Origin of the sequence: Paenibacillus selenitireducens (genome assembly GCF_002021565.1) — a bacterium.
GTDB lineage: Bacteria > Bacillota > Bacilli > Paenibacillales > Paenibacillaceae > Paenibacillus_K > Paenibacillus_K selenitireducens.
Genome location: NZ_MSZX01000009.1, coordinates 148,909 through 171,898, shown reverse-complemented (window position 1 = coordinate 171,898; position 22,990 = coordinate 148,909). Strand labels below are relative to the sequence as shown.

Genomic DNA, 22,990 nt, shown 5'->3' with positions numbered 1-22,990 from the left:
TAGTAACTAACCTTGACACAAGGAGAGGTCATCAACATGCTCAACAAACTCAACCGAATAGGGATCATGTTAACCATGTTATTGTTGCTCGGAGGATGTGGAATCCCCACGACGCCAATGGATATGATCAAACCTCCCGTATCCGAAGGCAGCCTTCAACGCGACCAGATCAGCCACGAACTTATCAAATTGCTGCCAAATGAAGCTCAATTAGTGGCTCCTTTGCAAGGTAAGGAGGGCCAGCACATCTCATTCGGTGATATGGATGGAGACGGTATCGATGAAGCCGTTGTCGTATATGAAGAAAATAATGTAAGTGGAAAAATATTAAAAGCGGCTCTATTCAAGCAGCATCAAGAGGAGTGGCGAATCATTTCGGAAGTTAAAGGTTTTGGATATGGTCTGGAGTATGCCGGGTTTCCAGATATCAATCATGATGGACGCAACGAGCTCGCACTTGCTTGGTCGCTAGGTGAGGCAGGAAATGGTCTGGATGTTTATGGTTTGACGGATGATAAGTTAGAGTTGATATCCAAGAAAGAGTATCACGGTAAGATCGATCTGGAGTAATAACACACTTACATGGCAATGACCGAGATGGAGGTGTCCTTGATTTGAGTGGTAAAATCCGAGGCCGCCCTGATTTTCTACTTTTGTTCGTGACTATACTGCTTGTCGGATTTGGCTTGATTATGATTTTTAGCGCAAGCTCCCCGATGGCGATGACAAAACACGATAGTCCGTGGCACTACGTCATGAAACAAGGCGTATTTGCGCTCATCGGATTATTTGTGATGCTCATTTTTATGAGTATTCCTTATACGTATTGGAAGAAAGCAGCCCCCATTTTGTTGCTGATCTCATTTTGTGCACTTATTCTCGTTTTATTTGCTGGAACGAACATCAATGGTGCGAGACGTTGGTTTGTGTTGAGCGGATTTAATTTACAGCCTTCTGAGTTTACCAAGCTAACTGTGATTGTATATATGTCTGCATTGGTAAGTAGAAAAGGGGATCAGATTCGGGACTTTAAGAGAGGATTACTGCCGATTCTGCTCGTGATTGGCATACTTCTGCTGCTTGTTTTGAAACAGCCAGATTTCGGCACGGTGTTAATTTTGTTCTTTATCGCCGCGACCATCCTGATCATCGGTGGTGTTGATCTGCGGCATATATTTCTACTTAGTCTGGCGCTTATCCCTATATTTGTCTATCTTGCCGTGAGTCAGAGTTATCGCCTGCAGCGTATCAGTTCTTTTATGAATCCTTTGGATAACCCCCAAAGCTCGGGCTACCAACTTATTCAGTCGCTCTATGCATTAGGACATGGGGGGGTTACCGGGACAGGCCTAGGTCAAAGCGTACAGAAGCTTTTTTATTTGCCGGAGGCGCACACCGATTTTATATTTGCTGTCATCGGAGAAGAATTTGGGTTTGTGGGGACGTTGCTTCTGATTATCAGTTTTTTCTTGTTAATCTGGCGGGGCTTTATCGCTGCCATTCGAAGTAATGAACCGTTCGGAGTCATGTTAGGGATAGGCATTGTCATGATGATTTTTATACAGTTCTTATTGAATATCGGAGCTGTAACAGGTAGCCTGCCAATCACGGGCGTACCGCTTCCGTTTATTAGTTATGGGGGGTCTTCGTTGATACTCTGTTTGGCAAGCACCGGTATATTACTTAGCATTTCACGAGATAACTACCATCGACGTCAAGAAGCATATAGAAATTCAACAAAATAGAGGTTCTTACATGATAATTATACGAAAAATTGAACAGCTAGATAAATTCACGCTTTTCATTCTATTGTGTCTAGTTGCCTGCGGAACGGTCGCTATTTTTGGAGCCACGACGGGTACAAATTTAGAAGGACTTCATATCAGTAATTTATATTTATTCGCAGCCTTTTGCATTCCCATGCTCGCGATATCATGGATCGATTATAAAATTCTATTAGGCAAATTAGCTTATATTTTATATGGCTTGGGCATAGGGATGCTCATTCTTGTTAAGTTTACCGGAGTGAATATTAATGGAGCAGTGCGGTGGCTAAGCATTGGCCATTTTCAGCTCCAACCTTCGGAATTAGCGAAGATATTTACCGTTTTGCTCGTAGCTCATTTGTTAGGTAAACGGAATGGAGAGAAGCTCCGTTTTGTTCAAGATTTAATACCGATCTGCATCATCTTCATGATTCCTATTGTGTTAATTATGCAGCAGCCTGATTTAGGCACTGCTCTTGTGTTTGTAGGCGTGCTGCTCAGCATGCTGTGGATGGGCAATATTCGTTCACTCTATATGATTTTGTTCCTTAGCATGGTCGTGATTGCGATTGGTACCGTGCTATGGCTGTATCATGCGAACCATGAATTATTATCCAAGTTTGTAGAACCGCATCAAATGTCTAGAATTCAAACTTTCCTGGATCCCACGAGCGATCCTGATAAATCGTGGCATGTGAAAAATGCCATGAGCGCCATCGGATCGGGAGGTATGACCGGAAGCGACGGGTCCTTTTTAAAGAGAGGGTTCATTCCTTATGCGTATTCCGATTCTATCTACGTCGTTATCGGGGAGGGATACGGTTTTTTGGGATCAGCCGTATTACTCATGCTTTATTTTCTGCTTATGTATCGAATGGTTCAAATCGTAATGGAAAGCAGGGAACTTGCGGGGTCCTATCTTGTCATCGGGATCATGGGCATGCTCGTGTTTCAAATTTTCGTTAATATTGGCATGCATATCGGTTTAGTCCCGTTAACGGGTATTTCATTGCCGTTCATCAGTTATGGAGGAAGCTCTCTGCTTAGCAATATGATCGCCATTGGATTGGTGTTAAGTGTCCATGCTCACAAAAACGAAGTGACATTTTCATAACAGAGCATGTTTACGTGTAATGACATCGATGCTCCAGCATCTGAAACAATAGAATAAATCATAGAATAAGGAAGAAGGTTAGGGGATTGGACTTTTCTCATATCGATGAACTCGTTTTTGAATCTATTAATCACTTAGCAATTTCGATTTCTGCATTAAATCCCGTCATGCAATTTTTGTCAGAAAAAGCAGAATATCTATTCTATTTAGGAATCATCCTATATTGGTTTACGCGCGAGCAGAAGAACAAGAAAATGGTGATCGTAGCTCTCTTTTCAGCTTGCATTGGCTTTGGAATCGGGAAAATTCTTTCTCATTTTTTCTATCGGGACAGGCCTTTTGTCCATCATGCCGTTAATCAATTAATAGAACATGCCGCGAATGCTTCATTTCCTAGCGATCATTCCATTGGATCTTTTGTCATCGCAACAGCTATTTTCTTATTTAGAAAGAGAGAAGGCATCATTTGGCTTCTACTCGCAGGGTTGATCTCCTTCTCGCGAATTTGGAATGGGGTTCATTTCCCATCCGATGTTATTGCGGGGGCACTCATCGGCATATTTACCTCTGTCCTCGTATACCAACTGATTCGTCGATGGTCTTTTGCACAGAAGTGCTTGAACTCTTGTGTTGATTTTTATGAAAATATCGAGAGAAAAATAGGGTTACGTCGATCAAAAGATCAGTCAACTCATCTCGATCAATAAAACAAACGCAAAAGCAATGGAGGATACTATGTCTGTCAAAAGCAAAAAAATGGCGATGCGTAAAGTTCTAAAGGTCATTTATCTGATGATCGCCGTACTTATTCTTGGAGCTGGCATCTATGTAGGATATATATATTACAAGGCCGATGCCGCGATTCAGCATATGGCTGCCCCAGAAAAGCCACTGGCTACAGATGTTCTAACTACGAATCCGCATGAGAAAGGATCGATTCAACCGATGATCTTTCTTCTTGCAGGCGTTGATAGTCGAGAAGGCGGAGAAGGGATGATGAATACCGATGTGCTTATGCTTGTGAGCTACAATCCCGACACCCGTTCTACCAGTCTATTGTCTATACCGCGTGATTTATTGTTAAAACCTAAATCATTGCCTTCGCGCAAGGCCAATTTTTATTATGCCTATTACTATATCAAAGATAAGTCCGAGGTTATTCCGAACACGAAACAGTTTTTCAGTGATTTGCTAGATCTTCCCATCCAACACATGGTCGTTGTGAATTTCGATGCGATACGCCAAACCGTGGATACGCTTGGTGGACTCGAGATCGATGTCGATATGGACATGAAATATACCGATTCCGCAGACGGAACCCATATCGACTTAAAGAAAGGGATTCAGAAGCTCAATGGCAAGCAAGTGCTGGACTTCGTGCGATACCGCAAATCCAATCAAGGGACGCAAGAGTCTTCCGACTTTGCTCGTAACGAGCGGCAGCAGCAAGTCATTAAACAAATTCTCGATAAACTGGGCGCTTTCCAAGGGATCTCGCAATGGGGGAAAGTGCTGGACATCATCGGCGAGAACGTAAAGTCAGATATTCCAGAATCCGACCTTCGTCAATGGATATTTGACTTCCCTAACATCAAGCCTGTTCAAATACGGTCATTACAAATGGGATCCATTTGGAAAAGCCCATACGTATACATAGATAAAAATGATCTTGCAGATGCTTTGACCGCGTTACGTGTTGAGGCTGGCATCACGACAGATTTGAAGACTAATTTCGATGCTATTGGGCTGATGAAGTGAGGGCGTATCCAATCGAATACCTGAAGGATCAGGAGCCAAAAAGGCTCCTTTTTCATGCCAGAATTGAGTTGTTAGGGTGATGGTTCCTTTCATCCCTAATAAACTACGGTTTATCTTATCAAAGTTACATTTTACGATTGGTTTTTGAGGTATCTTATTCTGAGCCAACTCAATAAGTAGATCACACTTAAAAATAGGATGTAGTTATTATTATTTCTTGATATGGTATTATAATACAATTATACATGATTAGGTCGTTGATGGATTTCAAAGACATTTATGATTTGAGAATGTATTGTGTCAATCGGTCTTAATCGGTCTCCTTACCGTTCTAGCAATGTTTCAAGTAAATGCTATAATATCGTGAGGTGATTAACAACATGAATGATGAATACCGAGTACCCAAACATATTGTAGCCGTATCTGCTTTGGTCAGAAACGGGCAAGGTGAAGTTCTTCTGGTCAAAACGCATGGACGTTCTGATACTTGGGAGCTTCCAGGCGGGCAAGTAGAAGAGGGTGAGCCGCCACATTTAGCGGTTTGCAGGGAACTGAAAGAAGAGACCGGGATTGAGGCTAAGGCGAACGGAGTCACGGGGGTTTACTATAATGCGACGATGGGTATACTCTCGATGGTGTTCACATGTGAGTATTTGGGTGGCGAAGTGATCATACAACCTGAAGAAATTAAAGAGGCTCAATTTGTACAATTAGACGAATCCAATATCGATGAATATATTTCGAGACCTCATATGAAATCACGTACATTAGATGCACTTCATAACAAAGGAGTCATTCCGTATGAAGCTTGGGAAATGAAACCTTTTGAATTATTGTCACGATTGGACGATAGTCAGCACTAGAGAAGTAGTGAAGTACATATGCTAGCCATAATTGAATATAAAATAAAGAAATGACCGTCGATGAACGGTCATTTTTTGTCATAGATACTTCATTTCACCTTGGATAGTAAGAAAAACCAGGGTATTTTACAACAGGCCATTTTTCTTTTCTTAAGGCATCCATAAGTTCTGGACCTACATGCAAATTACTGGTAATCAGGTTTGAAGGCGTAAGGGCCATCCACTGATTCAGAGACACATCTTGAAATCTGTCGCTCTTGAACATTTCAAGAAACCATAGCGATTCTGTACCGGTATTCTGTATGTAATGTCCAAAAGCAAAAGGTACATAACCGACATCCCCGGCTCTGTAATCGAACGTTCTAGCCGCTCCATTACCGGCAAAAACCGTCATGCGTCCTTGCCCGGTCAAATAATATTGCCATTCATCATTATTGGGATGCCAATGCAATTCACGCATGGCGCCAGGTTCTATCTCGACGAGCGCCGCAGCTACTGTTCGAGATATTGGAAAGTTCGTAGAATCCACAATACGTACGCTTCCGCCAGGTGTCTTTATCGGAGGTTGGGAGAGCAGGTGATACGTAAAACTTTCGGGGACCGTGCCGTAGGGCGATTGAACTTCTTGTGTTTCCAACGGACCCGGCACTTGATCTTGATAGATGTATACTTGTTCCGTTGGAATTTGATCGAAAGCACTCATTGGAACCCCGAAGTTCGCGGATAACACATCTTTAGGCGTATGCGCGAACCAATCGGATATCGATAACGTATTCAAGTCGGAGAAGGCCCCATCATCAAATACGAGTAGAAACTCGCAACCCTCCGCTAATCCTTGAATGGAGTGGGGAATCCCCGGTGGAAAATACCATAAATCACCCGGACCTACATCCGCGATGAAATTGCGGCCATTCTGATCCACCGATGTAATGCGTGCGCTTCCTATTAACATATAAGACCACTCTGCTTGTTGGTGCCAATGCAGTTCCCGGACGCCACCAGGTGTTAAACTCATATTAACAGCTGCAAGCGTGGTCGCAATCGGTAGTTCACGAACCGTTACCTCGCGAGACCAACCGCCATGGTTCAACTGCATATGGGTGTCTGAGAAAGAGAATCTCAAATTGGCTATTAGACCTGCATCCGTAACAGGGGGTACGAACATATTCGGATTCTCACAATCCCTCATCACATCGCGAGGCCCTTTATCGACCCAACCGGCACCATCACTCCTGATAGGTTGTGGGATATGGGCTTGTTGTGTTTGATTTCGTTTCGGAGTTGTCATCCCATGTACTCCTTTCGTTCTTTTTCGATCCATAAGACCAGACTTTCACGATACAACTTATGTGCTTATTTTGTCAGATATGCGTGACAGGCATCTGCAACATGCCTAAGACCATGAAGAGGAAATACAAGATCTTGCGCGAATTATTGAATCAGGAAGGATGCGAGGAGAAAAGAATGTTATATCGACAATTAGGAAAAACAGGCGTGAAGATTCCTGTGATGGGTCAAGGTACTTGGAAGTTTGGTGAGAATGAACAGACGGAGAAAGAAGAAATAGAAGCTCTGCGTTACGGCATAGCAAACGGGATGACTCTAATTGATACGGCAGAAGAATATGCGAATGGCAGATCAGAACGTCTTGTAGCACAAGCTATCGATGGTGTAAGAAATGAAGTGTTTCTTGTAACCAAAGTATCTTCAAAAAACTGTTCTTTTGACGGTGTGATCTGGGCAGTAGAGGCGAGTTTAAATCGTCTGAACACCAATTATATCGATTTATATTTACAGCATTGGCCAAGTCAACAATATGAACTCGCCGAAACGATGGAAGCGATGGTCAAGTTAGTTAAGGAGGGATTGATTAAGTATGTTGGCGTAAGTAATTTTTCCATCGAACTCATGCAAGAGGCTCAAAAATGTCTGGGCAGTATACCATTAGTCTGTAATCAGGTAGGTTATCATTTGAACGATAGGCGTATTGAGGATCATCTTCTCCCATATTGTAATGAGAATGGAATTACGGTGATGGGGTATTCTCCATTTGGTTATGCACCACAAGTATTTGGCATGCCTGGTTTTCCAGTATCAGGGACTGAAGAACGCAATTTACTAGATGAACTTGGGATCAAATATGAAAAAACAGCTTATCAAATCGCTTTAAATTGGGTATTAAGACAAGAAAACATCGTAACAATCCCCAAAGCCGTCAATATGAAGCACATGGAGAATAATCTACATGCTTTAGGGTGGGTAATAGATAAAGAAGATTTAGATCTGATCGACAGATATTTTCCTAAGTAAGTACATATGTAGCCTTTAGGCAAATAACTAGGAGTTGATGAAGGTAGAAACCCAAGTAGAATTACAGCTCTATAGCTCAGCGCATGATGAGCAACTGAAACGTTTTTCGTTACCGCAAGAACAAGAGCAATTCACGGCCTTACCTATCGAAATGTTAGAGGTCCATCCTGAAAAACATCCTGTTGTCATTCTAAGTGAACAGGTTCCAGTCGGTTTTTTTGTACTGCACGCAAGTGATCAAGTCAAAGAGTATACCGATAATCCTCATGCCATGTTATTGACTTCATTCTCCATAAATTTCACTCAACAAGGAAAAGGATTAGCGAGGAGAGGATTGGAGCAGTTACGACCCTTTGTACGACACCAGTTTCTAGGATGCGATGAGATCGTTCTAGCTGTTAACCAGAAGAATATTCCTGCACAGAAATTGTATGAAAAGATTGGTTTCCAAGATACGGGTAGAAGAAAAATCGGTCCACTTCGGAAGCAGTATATCATGAGCTTATCGATAGAATGAGGCAAGTTCGGAAGGGATAAAGATCGATCAATTTGTTGTGGTGCCTAATCAGGCATCATTTTTTTTATTGTCAAAAAGAATTTAGTCAATGTAAAGTCTGCTTGACATTATATCTGATGTAAAGTATCCTTTACGTAAAGCAAGCTTTACAAAAGGGGTGGTTGGATGGAACATCGCATCAAAGATCTCAGAGCAGCGTTTGGATTAACGCAGGAGCAACTTTCGGAACAAATCGGCGTATCAAGACAGACCATCATCTCGATTGAGAGCGGCCGATATAATCCATCCCTGGAATTGGCTTATAAAATTTCTAAGGTATTTGGTTGCAAGATCGAAGACGTGTTTATTTTTGAGAAGGGAAGTGAATGAGCATGAGTTGGGATCAGGTATTCGTACTCCTTGGTATCTTACTTGGACTTTCAGGAGGGGCATTTGGATTATGGTGGGGTCGTAAGCAAGCTGCGCGCAATAGAGGGCTTGATGAAAGATATCAAGTCATTTCAAGTAAATCGCAAGCAACGGCATGGAAAATTACACTCGGTGCGATTTATTTTTTATTTATTTTGCTGATATGCGGCGTACAATTGTCTGTTGCACCAACACTTGGTATCCTGTTGCTCATTCATATGGCAGGATGGGCGTTCTCGAGCGTGTATTTTAATGTGAAGTTATAATAAATCCATACAGCTCGCGGATATGAAGAACCATGATATAATAGGAAGTGTATGAATGCTCATAAGCATTCCTCAGCGTGTCGAGAAAGTCCAGAGGACTTTTCGGCACTTTTTTGTGTGGATTTCGTCTTTTCGTCTCGTAGAGGAAAAATCGACTTAACACGATTAGAGAGCCAAGTTTCGTTGCGGAAAAATGAGCATTTCCATTGATTTCCCCTCAAAAAAGAGGGCACTGAAAAATGTATGTTTTAACGATAATGATTAACTTTTACGGATTTGCATATATTTAAGCGTCCATACTTATATTCGATAATCCCCGGTGTAAGGCTATCAAAATTGGACTAAATCCAATGAAAGTAATAGGAGTGTACCTATATTGGATATTTCCAACATAGCCCTCATCATAGAGGATAACGGTACTCGTATAATGGAAAAATCCAATGTAGGAGCACGAAAAGGTCCAGTATAAGCCATTTCCACGTTCTATATTGGATTACTCCATGATAGACGCCGAAAATCGCAGATTTAAAGTAAAGTTAGTGGATAAATCCAATAAAGCGGATATCTGTGTGAGAAACATCGACGTTTGCGAAGCACAACTTCGATAATCCCCGGTGTAAGCCTGTCTAAAAGTGTGTCTCATTCATGATAGGCATTCCTTTTTGTCACTCTCTAGGAAAATTAGTGGGTAATTATCCCAAAATTATTATTCTCAAATTACAGATACGGTGATATAATCGATTTAGGTTAAGCGGTTACTCACCTTAGAATGGTTTAAATCCTGTGAGAACAAGGTGGAGATGCAATGAAAAGAAAAGTAACTGTCGGAATGATCGGAACGGGACGAATTGGAAGGCTTCATATCCATAATTTATTGAAGCATCCACAGGTTCATTTGAAAGCGATTGCAGACATTGCGATTGACGGGTCTGAGCCGTGGGTACAAGCATTAGGTATTCCTGTAATTACCCGAGATGCGTTTGAAATTATGAAGGATCCAGAGATCGAAGCTATATTTATATGTTCCTCAACCGATACCCATACAGACATGATCCAAGCGGCGGCAAGGGCTGGCAAACATATTTTCTGTGAGAAGCCCATTTCCTTTGATATCGCCAAAACGCAAAATGCGCTACAAGTTGTTAATGAGAACGGCGTTAAATTTCAGCTCGGGTTTAACCGGAGGTTTGATCCTCATTTTCGAAGAGTAAAAGAAATCGTCGAAGAAGGTGCCATTGGAGAGCCGCATATTATCAAGATCACCTCGCGTGATCCAAGTCCTCCGTCACATGACTACATCAAAGTTTCTGGGGGGCTATTTATGGATATGGCTATTCATGATTTCGACATGGCTCGGTACCTGAGTGGGAGCGAAGTGGAAGAGGTCTATGTGCAAGGAGCCGTGCTGGTGGATCCTAGGATTGGGGAGCTAGGAGATATTGATACCGCAATTATTACCCTCAGATTCAGGAATGGTGCGCTGGGTGTCATTGATAACTCCAGGCAAGCGGCTTACGGATATGACCAGCGGGTTGAGGTCTTTGGATCGAAAGGTCAAGTCAACGTCCAGAATGATTTCCCTAACTCTGCTGAACTCAGCACGATCAAGGGCGTTACACGGGATAACCCCAAACATTTCTTTCTTGAGCGGTATGAGAAGGCGTATAGCATTGAAATCGAGAGTTTTATTGACGCATTGATCGATGACAAACAGGTCCCTGTCCGCGGAGAAGACGGCTATCAGGCGGAATTGATTGCGCGAGCTGCTCAGCGGTCATGGATCGAGAAGAGACCGGTAAAATTATCTGAATACGCTACGGCAAGCGAGTAGGTTATTTTGCATGAATAGGTTAAGCGGTTAACCTACAAACGACATGTTGCGACGAAAGGATGACATGGAATGGGTGTGCTTCGATTAACGATGGCTCAAGCTTTGGTGAAATTTCTGGATCAGCAGTACGTTCAGCTCGACGGCAAGGAATATAAATTTGTAAAAGGTGTCATGGGCATCTTCGGTCATGGCAATGTATTAGGCATCGGGGAAGCATTAGAACGTGAACCGGGCAATCTGCAGTTCATCCAAGGGAAGAACGAACAGGGCATGACTCATGCTGCTGTCGCATACGCGAAACAGAAGAACAGGCTCGAAATATTCGCGTGTACGTCTTCCATTGGACCGGGTGCGCTTAATATGGTAACAGCCGCAGCAACAGCAACAGTCAATCGTATTCCCGTGTTATTGCTTCCAGGAGATATCTTCGCATGCAGGCAGCCTGATCCTGTGTTGCAGCAAATTGAACATCCGATGGACTACACTATATCTGCGAATGACGCGTTCAAACCCGTGAGTAAATATTGGGACCGCATCTCGCGCCCCGAGCAGTTAATAAGCTCGATGATCCAAGCGATGCGAGTGTTGACAGACCCCGCCGAGACCGGCGCTGTAACGATTTGTCTCCCTCAAGATGTACAGACAGAAGCATATGATTACCCATCAGCATTTTTCGAGAAAAGAATCCATTATATCGATCGAGTGCCAGTGATCAAGACGGCATGTGATCGTGTTACTGACGTGTTAGCCAGAAAAAAAAGACCCCTTATCATCGCAGGTGGCGGCGTCCATTATTCTCTTGCATACCAACCGCTCATCCAGTTCGCCGAATCGTTCGGTATCCCCGTTGTTGAGACACAAGCAGGCAAAAGCGCACTTCCTTGGCATCATCCGCTCAATATGGGCGGTATCGGCACAACAGGCTCACTCGCTGCAAATCTGCTAGCCCAAGAAGCGGATGTTATCCTTTGTGTGGGAACCCGATTAGGCGACTTCTCAACGGCTTCCAAATCAGCTTTTATCCACCCTGAAGTTGAATTTATTCATATCAATATCAACGCGTACGATGCCGTAAAAATGAATGCACATGATCTGATTGCGGATGCAGCAGAAGCATTAAAGGATCTAAAAGATTCCTTAACTCGAATAGATTACAAGACTTCCTACGATGCCAATGAGCTAGCTCGTTTGAAAGCGAACTGGGATCAGGAAGTAGACCGATTATACGCGATCGATAGTGAAACTGGACTTTCACAGACGAGAGTTTTGGGAGAAATTAATCGATCGATGAACGATGAGGAGGTTATCGTGGCGGCAGCTGGAAGTCTGCCGGGTGATCTCCACCGGTTGTGGCGCTCTGTTTCTCCGAAATCCTACCATATGGAATATGGCTTTTCATGTATGGGGTATGAAGTCGCGGGAGCGTTCGGGGTCAAGATGGCCCAACCGGAAAAAGAAGTCTATGCGATTATCGGTGATGGCAGTTATCTGATGCTGCATTCCGAACTTGTCACGAGCTTACAAGAGGGTGTCAAGATCAATGTCATTTTGCTGGATAACCACGGCTTCCAATGCATTCACAATTTGCAGAAAGATCACGGCAGCGATGGATTTGGCAATGAATTTAGACGGCGAAGCAGAGAGACTGAGCGTTTAACTGGAGCGTATCTTCCGATCGACTATGCGGCACATGCAAGAAGTATGGGGGTCAAGGCGTTCTCCGTCACTTCGATCGAAGAGCTTAGAACGGCCCTGCAGCAAGTCAAACAAGAGGAAATCTCGACGCTGATCGAGGTTAAAGTACTCCCCGGAACCAATAGTGGCGGATATGAATCTTGGTGGCGGGTAGATGTTCCTGAAGTATCGACAAGCGAGAAGGTTCTTGAGGCCCACAATAGCATGAATGAGCGGATTCATAAGGCATTCAAAATGTAGCGAAACAAGGAGGTTACAGTATGCCAAAGGATACTCCATCCATCAAATTAGGGATTTCACCCATTAATTGGGTGAATGAAGATGTACTGGAATTGGGAGATCACTATACATTTCAAGATTTGATGAAGGACTTTACCTTACTTGGATTCAATGGTACGGAGAATTGTCGCAAATTTCCTCAAGATGCTTCGATCTTGAGATCAACGCTTGCGGCTAACGGATTACAACTAACATCCCAATGGAAAGGCGTTGTATTCTCCGATCCGGCGATGAGAGAATCCGAGTTGGATTCGTATCGGCAGCATGTTGAATTTCTCAAATTCATGGGCAGTCGCCATGTCGTAACTTGTGAGTTAGGAGGATCCATCATAGGAGATCCCCGCCGATCTAAAGGGGTTCAAGATGTGATTCCTCTCACGGACGTCGAGTGGGGCTATCTCGTTGACGGCTTGCATCAAGCGGGTGAGATTTGTCGACAGCATGACATGAAGCTGGTATACCATTACCATATCGGTACCGTCGTTGAGCGCCTTGAAGAAATAGAGCGTCTCATGGAATCCACGAACCCCGAGCTCGTTCATCTCTTGCTCGATACAGGACACGCATACTACGGGGGGGCCGATCCGTTAGCGTTATATCAACAGTTCGCCTCCCGTGTCGCATATATTCATTTAAAAGATGTACGTGAAGATGTCCTTCATGAGGTAAAACGTGCTGAAACACCATTCCAACAAGCGGTTATTCAAGGCGTCTTTACGGTACCCGGCGATGGATGCATCGATTTCCGTCCATTATTTCAGAGCTTTTTCGCACATCATTACGATGGGTGGATGATTCTGGAAGCCGAACAAGATCCAAATAAGGCTAATCCGTACGAATACGCTTTTCAATCCAAACAATATATAGAAAGCATTCTACGTGACATCAACAACTAATTCACGATCACAGGGAGAGGATGGCCTACCATGTCCCATTACATTGTTCGAAGTACTTCACCAGATGATTCTGGCAACGTATTGACGATCACGCCGCAATCCGCGGGGTGGAATTATGTTGGTTTTCAAGTTTTTCAGCTGGAATCCGGACAGACGTTACGCCAAGAAACCGAGAATAATGAAGTCTGCCTCGTAATTTTGAGTGGAAAGGCAAATGTTTTCACGAATGACAATCAATATATGAACATTGGTCAGCGAATGAGTGTATTTGAGCAAATTCCGCCTTTTTCCGTATATGTACCTTCAGGGAATCATTTACATATCGAGGCACAAACGGTACTAGAAATCGCAATATGCTCTGCACCAGCCGAAGGCAGGTTAGCGTCAAGATTGATTGCGCCAGAACAGGTCGGGGTCGAGCGAAGAGGGTATGGATCGATGGAGCGGATGATTCATAACATTTTACCTGAACAGGAAGAAGCCGAGCGGCTGCTCGTCGTGGAAGTTTTCACCCCAGCAGGCCATTGGTCCAGCTACCCGCCGCATAAGCATGATCAGAACAACCTGCCGGATGAATCACTTTTGGAAGAAACCTATTATCATAAAATGTCTCCAGAACATGGATTTGCCGTGCAGCGTGTGTATACGGATGATCTCTCGATAAATGAAACCCTGATTGTGCATAACGGTGATGCGGTATTGGTTCCTTGTGGTTACCATCCCGTTTCAGCCCCTCCAGGCTACAATCTTTATTATTTAAATGTCATGGCAGGCCCTGTTCGAACCTGGAAGTTCCATAATGATCCGAACCATGAATGGCTGTTGACACAAGGGAAAGGTGGTGGCGAACGGTGAGTTGCATCCAATTTCAAAAAAATCGCCCGTTGGATTTCATAGGGCTTGGCAGGTTGTGCATTGATTTAAATGCGAACGAAATCCACCGTCCGATGGAAGAGACCATGACATTCACGAAATATGTTGGCGGTTCCCCTGCCAATATTTCGATTGCACTGGCTAGACTTGGCATGCAAGTAGGATTCATTGGAAGAGTCTCTGATGATGCGCACGGTCGCTTCATTGTTCAATATTTGAAGAAATTGAATATAAACACGGACAATATTATCGTAGATCAATCGGGTAGTGTTACCGGGTTGGCATTTACGGAAATAAAATCTCCTACGGATTGCAGCATTCTCATGTACCGGGACAATGTAGCGGATTTGAAGTTGGAACCGGGAGACGTAAGCGAAAGCTACGTTCGTCAAGCGAAGGCACTGTTGATCTCTGGTACAGCGCTTGCCCAAAGCCCATCTCGCGAAGCCGTCTTTACAGCCATTGAACACGCGCACAAACACGGAGTCATCGTGTTCTTCGATCTAGATTATCGTCCCTACACGTGGACTTCCCGTGAGGAAACCGGGATGTACTATAAACAGGCTGCTGAGAAATCGGATGTGCTGATCGGAGGTAGAGAAGAATTCGATTTGATCGAGGCTCTAGAAGGTTCTCTCCAACAAGATGATGCAGCGACGGCAAGACAATGGTTCGATCATCGGGCCCAGGTGGTCGTGGTCAAACGCGGTGGAGACGGTTCAACTGCATTCACGTCGCAAGGGGACCGATACGAAGGTAGCGTATTCCCAGCGGAGGTCGTGAAGACATTCGGAGCAGGCGACTCCTTCGCAGGCGCATTCATCTACGGCATGATGCAAGGATGGAGTTTGGATAAATGCCAGCAATTCGGCAGTGCATCGGCATCGATCGTCGTGTCCAGCCACAGCTGTTCGGATGCGATGCCTACGTTACAACAAATCGAAGACCGGATCGCTCGTTATGTTCAGCAAGGAATTTAACCAATGGAGGGGAACAAGATGTCTGCTAACTTGCAAACCATACGTAATTTTATCGATGGAAGTTGGGTTGCTTCAACGGCTAACAAAGAGGAGACTGTATATAATCCTGCTACGGGAGAAGCCATTGCGCGGGTTCCTCTATCCAGTAGAGAAGATCTGCAGCTTGCAATAGATTCCGCTGCCGCGGCGTTCAAGACATGGAGCAAGACACCGGTGCCGCGCCGTGCACGAATCATGTTCAAGTATCAACAGTTATTGGTTGAACATTGGGATGAATTAGCTCGCATGATTACGCTCGAGAACGGCAAGAGCTATGCGGAAGCTCACGGTGAAGTTTTGCGCGGTATTGAATGCGTGGAGTTTGCCGCGGGGGCGCCATCCTTACTCATGGGCAGCAATTTGCCCGATATTGCTTCGGGTTTGGAGTCCGCGATGTACCGCTATCCGATCGGCGTCATCGGCGGGATTACCCCTTTTAATTTCCCGATGATGGTCCCTTGCTGGATGTTCCCGCTTGCGATTGTGTGCGGCAATACTTTCGTTTTGAAGCCGTCCGAGCGTACGCCATTGTTAGCGAACCGATTGGCAGAGCTGCTGACAGAAGCAGGATTGCCTAATGGGGTGCTGAATGTCGTCCATGGCGCGCATGAGATTGTGAATGGATTGCTTGAACATGAAGAGATCCGAGCCATATCCTTCGTCGGTTCCCAACCTGTAGCCGAATACGTCTACAAGACAGCGGCAGCGAATGGTAAGAGAGTGCAAGCCCTTGGCGGAGCGAAAAATCATTCCATTGTTATGCCTGATGCAGATTTACAATTGGCGGTGAAGGAAATTACTAGTGCTGCCTTTGGGTCTGCAGGTGAACGGTGTATGGCTTGTTCCGTCGTGGTTGCGGTTGGCGATGTTGGAGATCAGCTGGTGCAACATCTTGTTGAAGCAGCCGCTTCTATCAAAGTTGGGGATGGGATGGAGCGTGATGTCTTCCTAGGCCCTGTCATTCGAGATGCTCACCGGAACCGTACCATCCAATACATTGAACAAGGCGTGCATGAAGGAGCTAAGCTGGTGCTGGACGGCCGCAAGCATCCCCAATCAGAAAGAGAAGGGTACTTCCTAGGCCCGACGATCTTCGATCACGCGGCCTGCGGGATGAAGATTTGGACGGATGAAATATTCGCCCCTGTCCTTCAGATTGTGCGAGTAGATACACTTCAAGAGGCTATTGATCTGACGAATCGTTCCGAATTCGCGAATGGCGCTTGTATTTATACGGATAGTGCAAAAGCCGTGAGAGAATTCAGAGAGAACATTGATGCAGGCATGTTAGGTGTAAACGTCGGCGTTCCGGCTCCCATGGCGTTTTTTCCATTTTCAGGTTACAAAAAGTCATTCTATGGAGATTTGCATGCGAATGGCAAAGATGGCGTCGAGTTCTATACCCGTAAGAAAATGATCGTTGCCCGATACTGATTGTGAAATTGCCCCAATAGGATACTTTGCTTATACTAAGGATACTGATGACAATAAATGGGGGAACGATATGGCGACGATTTACGATATTGCCAGAGAAGCAGGGGTTTCCATTGCCACCGTATCCAAAGTGATGAACCAAACGGGGCGGATTAGTGATAAAACACGGAAACATGTTCTGGACATTATGAAAAAAAGCGATTATCAGCCGAGTGTTGTCGCGTCCGCACTTACGAAGAAAAGAACGTATACATTAGGATTGCTGATCCCGGATCTCGCGAATCCGTTCTTCGCGGAGGTCGCACGCAGCATCGAAGATAGCGCTCAGCTGTTGGGCTACAATCTAGTGATTAGCAGCACGGATAACGAATTGTCGAAGGAAGAACGGTATGTAAATGTACTTCGGCAAAAAAGAGTGGACGGCATCATTCTGGCCACAGGCGCTCGCAGCGATTCAATCGTGAAGCAGCTGCTGAAGCAGAAGCTTCCGATTGCAGTCATCGCCCGGGAGATGCCTTCTTTCGTCGTGGATACCGTATTAGTGGACGATTTCTTGGGCGGCTATCTAGCAACATCCCATTTGATAGAGTTAGGGCACCGGCGTATTGCCGTCATTGCAGAGGATCTAGGCGTCATGAGCTCGCGAGAACGGGTGCGCGGATATAAGCAAGCGCTCGAAGAATCAGGTATTGCTTATGAGGATCGACTCGTTGTTGTCAGTCCTTTTCACGTCCAAGGTGGGAAAGAGACGGCTACGGAATTGCTTCGGGGACCTTTGAAGCCTACCGCTATATTTGCGTGTAACGATTTGCTCGCCATCGGTGTCGTGCAGGCCGTACGAGAACAAGGGATGTCTGTACCCCAAGACGTATCTGTTGTCGGTTTTGACAATACCTTATTGGCTACGATTATCGATCCTTCGTTAACAACGGTGGCTCAACCCATCCAAGAGATGGGGAGACAAATCGTTCAATTAATTACGCAAGAAATCGACGGGAGCAAACCGAACAAACAACGGCTGGTCCTCCTCCCGGAACTCGTGATTCGAAATTCAACGACTAAAATCACATTAACAAAATAAATATAAAATAATGATTGCGCTTTCATCAGGGGATGGATTATAATCTTCTCAAGGAAAGCGCTTACCTCGAATTCAATAGGTTAAGGAGGCTATATGGTACATCAATCAAGAGTTCTGATTACCGCCCATACGGGTTGCGGGGACGCACCGGATAATACGATGGCCTCCTTCCTCGAAGGTGCGGTCAGCGGCGCCGATATGGTTGAAGTGGACATTCGTTCCACCAAAGATGACTTCGCGATTCTGCTTCATGATGATTCTCCTCTACTTCAGGCCCATACATACGAACAATTAAACATCCAAGATGTACGCCGTAAGTTGGATCCGGTTTATGAACACTATGAAATTCCTCTTCTGGACGAAATATTGAAGGTTTCGGAAGCTTACGAGATCACACTGAATTTGGATATCAAGGACAGAATGAGCATCGAACCTGCATTACAGTCGATTTATCGATTACAAGCGCAGGACCGAGTATACATTACAGGATGTTCTGACGGAATAACGAAGCTGAACAGCGGGATCCGAGTATTTCTGAACACGCCAGATGAGTTGTCGGTAGAAGCTCAGGATGAGATGTCATTCGCGCATGACATCTGCGTGAGAGCAAGGGAAGAAGGGTATTACGGCCTCAATATGGATTACCGTACGTGTCGGAACGAAATCGTGGATATAGCTCATGAGAATGGTCTAGCTATATGTGTGTATACCGTGAATCATCCCCTCGATATGGCGAAGTTTCTGGATTTGAAGGTCGATGCCATCACGACGAAAAATGTTGACACACTCCTTAAAATTAGATCACGTTATGAGCTTTAAGTTTGAATCTGGTATCGCTACCATACGGAGTGAATCGCAGCAAAACGGGAGGTTCTTTTACAAAAAATCAAGATAAAAAGGATGTGTAGTTAACACTTCCAATTTATGATAAAAAAAGAATTTATTATGAAAGTGGGTGAGCACATAACCTAACGCGTCATTCCATTCCACCGTATTTACCACAGATAGAACTGTTTTTTACCTTCGAAAATCTTATATTGCATGCTAGCATTACGCATTATTTTGTGACCCACTAACACAAGAGAAGGTGATCTGTAATCCATGCAAACTCGGGTGAACACATCGGTTGCCACATCTAAGTCATCCAAACTCTGGAGAAATATACTACTTCATAAGTATCTATACCTCATGTTACTGCCTTGCCTCATATTTTTTATCATATTTTCATACATCCCGATGACAGGATTGATCCTTGCATTTAAAGAGTTCAAATTTAACCAAGGCATTCTCGGAAGCCCTTGGGTTGGATTCAAGTATTTCGAACGGTTTTTCAATGATTACCAAAGTACGATGCTCATTAAGAACACACTGATTATCTCATGCATGAAATTATTCATCGGGCTTCCATTTCCGATCATTCTAGCGTTGATGTTCAACGAAGTGAAGAACCGCTATTTCAGGAACATCGCTCAGAGCATAGCTTATTTGCCGCACTTCTTGTCTTGGGTTGTCGTCGTTGGCTTAACACAAAGACTACTTGCTCCGGATAACGGCTTAATCAATCAGGTGGTATCCTACTTCGGTGGAGATGGCAGTAAATTTTATATGATGGAATCGAGCTATTTCTATCAAATTATGTTCGGGAGCCACATATGGAAAACCATTGGCTGGGATTCCATCATTTACTTAGCTGCAATAGCCGGGGTGAACCCCGATATGTACGAAGCTGCGAAGATGGACGGAGCCAGCAGATGGAAAGAGATGTGGCATATTACATTGCCATCGATTAAACCGACGATTCTCATTCTGTTTATCTTATCGTTAGGCAGCATATTATCCGCGGGATTCGACCAGCTGTACCTCTTAAGAACACCGGGAAATATGCAACTCGCAGAAATATTAGATACGTATGTCATCCGCGTAGGACTTCAAGACGGGCAATATGGTTACGCGACGGCGGTAGGTTTGATGCAAGGAGTTATCGGATTAATACTCGTGGTTGCCGCCAATCGTATTTCCAAGAAAGTTTCAGACACTTCTTTATGGTAGCGATACCAGATTGAGCACTCATGTTGTACTTCTTGTATTGAAAAACGCTTAGGCGATTTTTGAAAAAACTAAAAAAGAGGGATGATGAAATGCTTAGAAACAAAAAGTGGCTCAAAGTACTCTCCATACCCCTGATAGCTTCCTTGCTACTCATGGGGTGCAGCGGTAATGACACAGCGACGCAGCCTAGCGAAAACACACCCAAAACAGATACGGAAAATGTAGCGAAAGACCCAGGAAAACCAGCTACATGGATTGCTAATCGCAAAGTGAAAGGCCTCGTCTTCATGGGCACGGATGACTATACGAAAGACATGAATGCTGAAATCAAAGCCAAACTGAAAGAACTAACAGGCATTGACCTGGAAGTCGAAATCATGGTTGCGGATCATTCCATCGACGGACTCATCGCCGGATTGGCCTCGAACGACTTGCCTGACTTTATCACGTTCTACTTGGACAATAGCGGTCGACCTGAAATGCCCGTCATTCTAAAAGCCGCGAGAGAAAATATGTTCACGGATTTAACTCCCCTGATGAAAGGGACGAAAGTGTATAGCAAATATTTAGAGGATGGTTACCTGCCTCTAGATACGAAAAATGGCGTTATGTTCCGTCCGGAATTCAACGGTTCCACTTATTTCGCACACATGAACATTGGAAGACAAGGGGGCTATGTAACCCGGAAATATGCTGGCGGACCTTATATTCGCAAAGATATCGCAGAAGCGTTGAATGTCGATCCTCGAACGATTAATACAACAGAGAAACTGTATGAGCTTGCTAAGAAAATTAAAGCAGGCAACTTCAAAGATAAGAACAGTAAAGATGTAGTTCCGATTGGTCCTAGTTACTGGGGAGGCAGAGAGGTCGGCGTATTGTTCAACGATCTGGAGTGGGGCAAAGACGACCAAAGGATCATGAAGGATAAAGCTGGAAACATCTTGCATGAAAGCCAAACCGAATTTGCACTGAAAAAAGTTGAATATGTTCAAAAATTGCTTAAGGAGAAGCTGCTGCATCCAGAATTCTTCACCATAGATGAAAGCCGCGCAACGGAAGGCGCTTTGAATGAAACTTGGGGTATTATCGCAAATGCACACAACTACCAAGATTTTAACAGAGATATGCATTACTTGCCTTTAGGTCCGATTGATTTTGTTGACCGTCCATATCAAATGCAAGTTGACTACAAATCCGGTTATTCTGGATGGGCCATTCCGACGACCACAAAAAATCCAGAGGATATCATGAAACTTGCTGATTTCCTTGCAAGCCGTGATGGTAAGCTACTGTGGCAATACGGTCTTGAAGGCCGAGACTATACCCTTGACACCAAAGGAAACCCGCTTGTCAAGAAAGAGGTTCTTGATTTGAAACAGAGCAATCCGGAAGAAGCGAAGAAGCTTGGATTTGCCGGTGTTGCTAACTCCTGGGGAGAACTGCTCGGTGGTACGGATATCGACCGTATGGCCGATTTCGGGGAGATGGAGTATGGCGATGCTGTAGCACCGGAAGTCAATGCAGGAGCATTGAAAATTGCCGATTATTGGGGTTGGGATGAAAAACACAAAAATGCCAATGTCGTGGACGGATATACGCCATTATCTTTCATCGGTGAACTTGAACAAGGAACGGAACTGAAGACCGCGTTCAAAAATTATGATGACAGTTTAATTCGCGCTTATTACGCAAAAAGTATGGATGAAGCGAAGAAAATACTGGATTCTGCATCTAAGCAGCTTGAAGCTACTGGATTGCAACAATTCATGGAGCTGCTGAAGCAAAAAGACGCGGATCCCAAAACGCATCTGAAATTCTAATCATTCGCGTGGACTCAGGCCGGTTGAGTCCGAATCTCGGTACAGCCGGCCTCCACGATCTTCGTGTATAAGGAAAGGGGGATAAGAGTAGTGAAGGAGTTTTATAAGACGACACTCGGGGAAAAGATCTTTAAAGTCGTAATCTACTTGCTCATCACGCTATTGTGTTTATCCATAGTTCTTCCTTTTTTAAATATATTTGCCCTATCCTTTAATGCGGGCAAAGATGCAGAGCGTGGCGGAATCTACTTCTGGCCGCGGGTATGGTCGCTGCAGAATTTTGCCGAAGTTCTTACGTCCGCTAATATTCTCACCGCATTCGGAATATCCTTGTTCAGGACCTTCGTTGGAACGATCGCCAGCGTTTTTCTTACAGCCATGGCCGCTTATACATTGAAGAGTAAAACGATGCCCGGCGTTCGATTCTTTACGTTGTTTATCTTTTTTACGATGTTGTTCAGCGGCGGCATCATTCCATATTATATGCTCCTGAAAAGCGTACATTTGACGAACACGATTTGGGTGTATGTGATTCCTTCCCTGTATAGCGCTTGGAACCTAATCATTATGAGAACTTTCTTCCAACAAATTCACGTGAGTCTAGAGGAATCTGCAAGAATCGATGGATATAACGACTTCTCCATTTTTATGCGGATCATTATGCCGCTAAGTAAGCCCGTGATAGCGGTTATCGCGTTATTTAACGCCGTAGGTCATTGGAATGATTGGTTTACGGGCGCATTCTACGTCAGATCGAGTGATCTTCGTCCACTCTCGACTTTACTTCAAGAGATGTTAACGCGCGCAGAAGCCATGCGAAGCAAGCTGGAATCAGCAGCAGGGATGAGCCAATACGAAGTGCTTGAGAAAATGCAGGTGACCGGGGATTCCATGAAGATGGCTACGATTATCATCGTTGTCGCACCGATTATTCTGATCTACCCGTTTATACAGAAGTATTTTGCCCAGGGGGTCATGATCGGTTCGATTAAAGAATAATTCATAGGA

22 protein-coding genes are annotated in these 22,990 nt (G+C 44.4%); 21 read left to right on the top strand and 1 reads right to left on the bottom strand.

Annotated features, from left to right (window positions below):
- Positions 1 to 36: 36 nt before the first annotated feature.
- The 6 genes from BVG16_RS21700 to BVG16_RS21675 all read left to right on the top strand — a co-directional run bounded on the left by BVG16_RS21700 (position 37) and on the right by BVG16_RS21675 (position 5,501).
- Complete coding sequence (locus BVG16_RS21700; RefSeq protein ID WP_078501291.1) at positions 37 to 570, top strand: hypothetical protein; 534 nt, start codon at positions 37 to 39, stop codon at positions 568 to 570.
- 44 nt (positions 571 to 614) lie between these two features.
- Positions 615 to 1,745 carry a putative lipid II flippase FtsW gene (gene ftsW, locus BVG16_RS21695; protein WP_078501290.1) on the top strand — a complete coding sequence of 377 codons (1,131 nt, stop codon included), beginning with the start codon at positions 615 to 617 and terminating at the stop codon, positions 1,743 to 1,745.
- Positions 1,746 to 1,755: 10 nt separating this feature from the next.
- Positions 1,756 to 2,880 carry an FtsW/RodA/SpoVE family cell cycle protein gene (locus tag BVG16_RS21690; protein ID WP_078501289.1) on the top strand — a complete coding sequence of 375 codons (1,125 nt, stop codon included), beginning with the start codon at positions 1,756 to 1,758 and terminating at the stop codon, positions 2,878 to 2,880.
- 86 nt (positions 2,881 to 2,966) lie between these two features.
- Positions 2,967 to 3,587, top strand: coding sequence for an undecaprenyl-diphosphatase (locus BVG16_RS21685; RefSeq protein WP_233147130.1), 621 nt, complete (start codon positions 2,967 to 2,969; stop codon positions 3,585 to 3,587).
- 28 nt (positions 3,588 to 3,615) lie between these two features.
- Positions 3,616 to 4,638, top strand: a complete 1,023-nt coding sequence (locus BVG16_RS21680; RefSeq protein WP_078501288.1) for an LCP family protein — start codon at positions 3,616 to 3,618, stop codon at positions 4,636 to 4,638.
- A 380-nt stretch (positions 4,639 to 5,018) separates the two neighbouring features.
- Positions 5,019 to 5,501, top strand: a complete 483-nt coding sequence (locus tag BVG16_RS21675; RefSeq protein ID WP_078501287.1) for an NUDIX hydrolase — start codon at positions 5,019 to 5,021, stop codon at positions 5,499 to 5,501.
- A gap of 94 nt (positions 5,502 to 5,595) precedes the next feature.
- Here BVG16_RS21675 and BVG16_RS21670 read toward each other — a convergent pair whose 3' ends face one another.
- Complete coding sequence (locus tag BVG16_RS21670) at positions 5,596 to 6,789, bottom strand: oxalate decarboxylase family bicupin (RefSeq protein ID WP_078501286.1); 1,194 nt, start codon at positions 6,787 to 6,789, stop codon at positions 5,596 to 5,598.
- A gap of 134 nt (positions 6,790 to 6,923) precedes the next feature.
- On the opposite strand from BVG16_RS21670, the gene BVG16_RS21665 reads away from it, so the two are divergent.
- From BVG16_RS21665 to BVG16_RS21595, 15 genes are all read left to right on the top strand, one after another.
- Positions 6,924 to 7,811: an aldo/keto reductase gene (locus BVG16_RS21665; RefSeq protein ID WP_158081750.1), complete on the top strand. Its 888-nt coding sequence runs from the start codon at positions 6,924 to 6,926 to the stop codon at positions 7,809 to 7,811.
- 37 nt (positions 7,812 to 7,848) lie between these two features.
- Positions 7,849 to 8,328, top strand: coding sequence for a GNAT family N-acetyltransferase (locus tag BVG16_RS21660; RefSeq protein ID WP_078501284.1), 480 nt, complete (start codon positions 7,849 to 7,851; stop codon positions 8,326 to 8,328).
- 165 nt (positions 8,329 to 8,493) lie between these two features.
- The gene (locus BVG16_RS21655) at positions 8,494 to 8,697 is read left to right on the top strand and encodes a helix-turn-helix transcriptional regulator (protein ID WP_078501283.1); all 204 of its coding nucleotides are present in this window, start codon (positions 8,494 to 8,496) and stop codon (positions 8,695 to 8,697) included.
- The gene (locus tag BVG16_RS21650) at positions 8,694 to 9,002 is read left to right on the top strand and encodes a hypothetical protein (RefSeq protein ID WP_233147129.1); all 309 of its coding nucleotides are present in this window, start codon (positions 8,694 to 8,696) and stop codon (positions 9,000 to 9,002) included. Before BVG16_RS21655 ends, BVG16_RS21650 begins: the two co-directional genes overlap by 4 nt.
- 805 nt (positions 9,003 to 9,807) lie before the next feature.
- Positions 9,808 to 10,833, top strand: coding sequence for an inositol 2-dehydrogenase (gene iolG, locus BVG16_RS21645; protein WP_078501282.1), 1,026 nt, complete (start codon positions 9,808 to 9,810; stop codon positions 10,831 to 10,833).
- A gap of 69 nt (positions 10,834 to 10,902) precedes the next feature.
- Positions 10,903 to 12,768, top strand: a complete 1,866-nt coding sequence (gene iolD, locus BVG16_RS21640) for a 3D-(3,5/4)-trihydroxycyclohexane-1,2-dione acylhydrolase (decyclizing) (RefSeq protein ID WP_078501281.1) — start codon at positions 10,903 to 10,905, stop codon at positions 12,766 to 12,768.
- A 20-nt stretch (positions 12,769 to 12,788) separates the two neighbouring features.
- Positions 12,789 to 13,703 (top strand): myo-inosose-2 dehydratase, encoded by a 915-nt coding sequence (gene iolE, locus BVG16_RS21635; RefSeq protein ID WP_078501280.1) that lies wholly within the window; start codon positions 12,789 to 12,791, stop codon positions 13,701 to 13,703.
- A gap of 30 nt (positions 13,704 to 13,733) precedes the next feature.
- Positions 13,734 to 14,558, top strand: a complete 825-nt coding sequence (gene iolB / locus BVG16_RS21630) for a 5-deoxy-glucuronate isomerase (protein ID WP_078501279.1) — start codon at positions 13,734 to 13,736, stop codon at positions 14,556 to 14,558.
- Positions 14,555 to 15,556, top strand: a complete 1,002-nt coding sequence (iolC, locus tag BVG16_RS21625; RefSeq protein ID WP_078501278.1) for a 5-dehydro-2-deoxygluconokinase — start codon at positions 14,555 to 14,557, stop codon at positions 15,554 to 15,556. Before iolB ends, iolC begins: the two co-directional genes overlap by 4 nt.
- 18 nt (positions 15,557 to 15,574) lie before the next feature.
- On the top strand, positions 15,575 to 17,029 hold the full coding sequence (locus tag BVG16_RS21620) for a CoA-acylating methylmalonate-semialdehyde dehydrogenase (protein WP_078501277.1): 1,455 nt from the start codon (positions 15,575 to 15,577) through the stop codon (positions 17,027 to 17,029).
- 70 nt (positions 17,030 to 17,099) lie between these two features.
- Entirely contained in the window at positions 17,100 to 18,110 is a 1,011-nt protein-coding gene (locus BVG16_RS21615; RefSeq protein ID WP_078501276.1) for a LacI family DNA-binding transcriptional regulator, read from the top strand.
- A 93-nt stretch (positions 18,111 to 18,203) separates the two neighbouring features.
- Positions 18,204 to 18,929, top strand: coding sequence for a glycerophosphodiester phosphodiesterase (locus BVG16_RS21610; RefSeq protein ID WP_078501275.1), 726 nt, complete (start codon positions 18,204 to 18,206; stop codon positions 18,927 to 18,929).
- A gap of 282 nt (positions 18,930 to 19,211) precedes the next feature.
- Positions 19,212 to 20,159 carry an ABC transporter permease gene (locus tag BVG16_RS21605; protein WP_078501274.1) on the top strand — a complete coding sequence of 316 codons (948 nt, stop codon included), beginning with the start codon at positions 19,212 to 19,214 and terminating at the stop codon, positions 20,157 to 20,159.
- An 89-nt stretch (positions 20,160 to 20,248) separates the two neighbouring features.
- The gene (locus BVG16_RS21600; RefSeq protein ID WP_078501273.1) at positions 20,249 to 21,982 is read left to right on the top strand and encodes an extracellular solute-binding protein; all 1,734 of its coding nucleotides are present in this window, start codon (positions 20,249 to 20,251) and stop codon (positions 21,980 to 21,982) included.
- Between the two features lie 90 nt (positions 21,983 to 22,072).
- The gene (locus BVG16_RS21595) at positions 22,073 to 22,981 is read left to right on the top strand and encodes a carbohydrate ABC transporter permease (protein ID WP_078501272.1); all 909 of its coding nucleotides are present in this window, start codon (positions 22,073 to 22,075) and stop codon (positions 22,979 to 22,981) included.
- Positions 22,982 to 22,990: the final 9 nt, after the last annotated feature.

What these genes read in the sequence shown, in the direction of transcription:
- BVG16_RS21660 (WP_078501284.1), top strand. Translation starts at nt 7,849, where the DNA reads ATGAAGGTAGAAACCCAAGTAGAATTACAGCTCTATAGCTCAGCGCAT.
- BVG16_RS21680 (WP_078501288.1), top strand. Translation starts at nt 3,616, where the DNA reads ATGTCTGTCAAAAGCAAAAAAATGGCGATGCGTAAAGTTCTAAAGGTC.
- BVG16_RS21650 (WP_233147129.1), top strand. Translation starts at nt 8,694, where the DNA reads ATGAGCATGAGTTGGGATCAGGTATTCGTACTCCTTGGTATCTTACTT.
- BVG16_RS21670 (WP_078501286.1), bottom strand. Translation starts at nt 6,789, where the DNA reads ATGACAACTCCGAAACGAAATCAAACACAACAAGCCCATATCCCACAA.
- iolE (WP_078501280.1), top strand. Translation starts at nt 12,789, where the DNA reads ATGCCAAAGGATACTCCATCCATCAAATTAGGGATTTCACCCATTAAT.
- BVG16_RS21700 (WP_078501291.1), top strand. Translation starts at nt 37, where the DNA reads ATGCTCAACAAACTCAACCGAATAGGGATCATGTTAACCATGTTATTG.
- iolD (WP_078501281.1), top strand. Translation starts at nt 10,903, where the DNA reads ATGGGTGTGCTTCGATTAACGATGGCTCAAGCTTTGGTGAAATTTCTG.
- iolB (WP_078501279.1), top strand. Translation starts at nt 13,734, where the DNA reads ATGTCCCATTACATTGTTCGAAGTACTTCACCAGATGATTCTGGCAAC.
- BVG16_RS21690 (WP_078501289.1), top strand. Translation starts at nt 1,756, where the DNA reads ATGATAATTATACGAAAAATTGAACAGCTAGATAAATTCACGCTTTTC.
- BVG16_RS21610 (WP_078501275.1), top strand. Translation starts at nt 18,204, where the DNA reads ATGGTACATCAATCAAGAGTTCTGATTACCGCCCATACGGGTTGCGGG.
- BVG16_RS21600 (WP_078501273.1), top strand. Translation starts at nt 20,249, where the DNA reads ATGCTTAGAAACAAAAAGTGGCTCAAAGTACTCTCCATACCCCTGATA.
- BVG16_RS21620 (WP_078501277.1), top strand. Translation starts at nt 15,575, where the DNA reads ATGTCTGCTAACTTGCAAACCATACGTAATTTTATCGATGGAAGTTGG.
- iolG (WP_078501282.1), top strand. Translation starts at nt 9,808, where the DNA reads ATGAAAAGAAAAGTAACTGTCGGAATGATCGGAACGGGACGAATTGGA.
- BVG16_RS21605 (WP_078501274.1), top strand. Translation starts at nt 19,212, where the DNA reads ATGCAAACTCGGGTGAACACATCGGTTGCCACATCTAAGTCATCCAAA.
- BVG16_RS21675 (WP_078501287.1), top strand. Translation starts at nt 5,019, where the DNA reads ATGAATGATGAATACCGAGTACCCAAACATATTGTAGCCGTATCTGCT.
- BVG16_RS21655 (WP_078501283.1), top strand. Translation starts at nt 8,494, where the DNA reads ATGGAACATCGCATCAAAGATCTCAGAGCAGCGTTTGGATTAACGCAG.
- BVG16_RS21615 (WP_078501276.1), top strand. Translation starts at nt 17,100, where the DNA reads ATGGCGACGATTTACGATATTGCCAGAGAAGCAGGGGTTTCCATTGCC.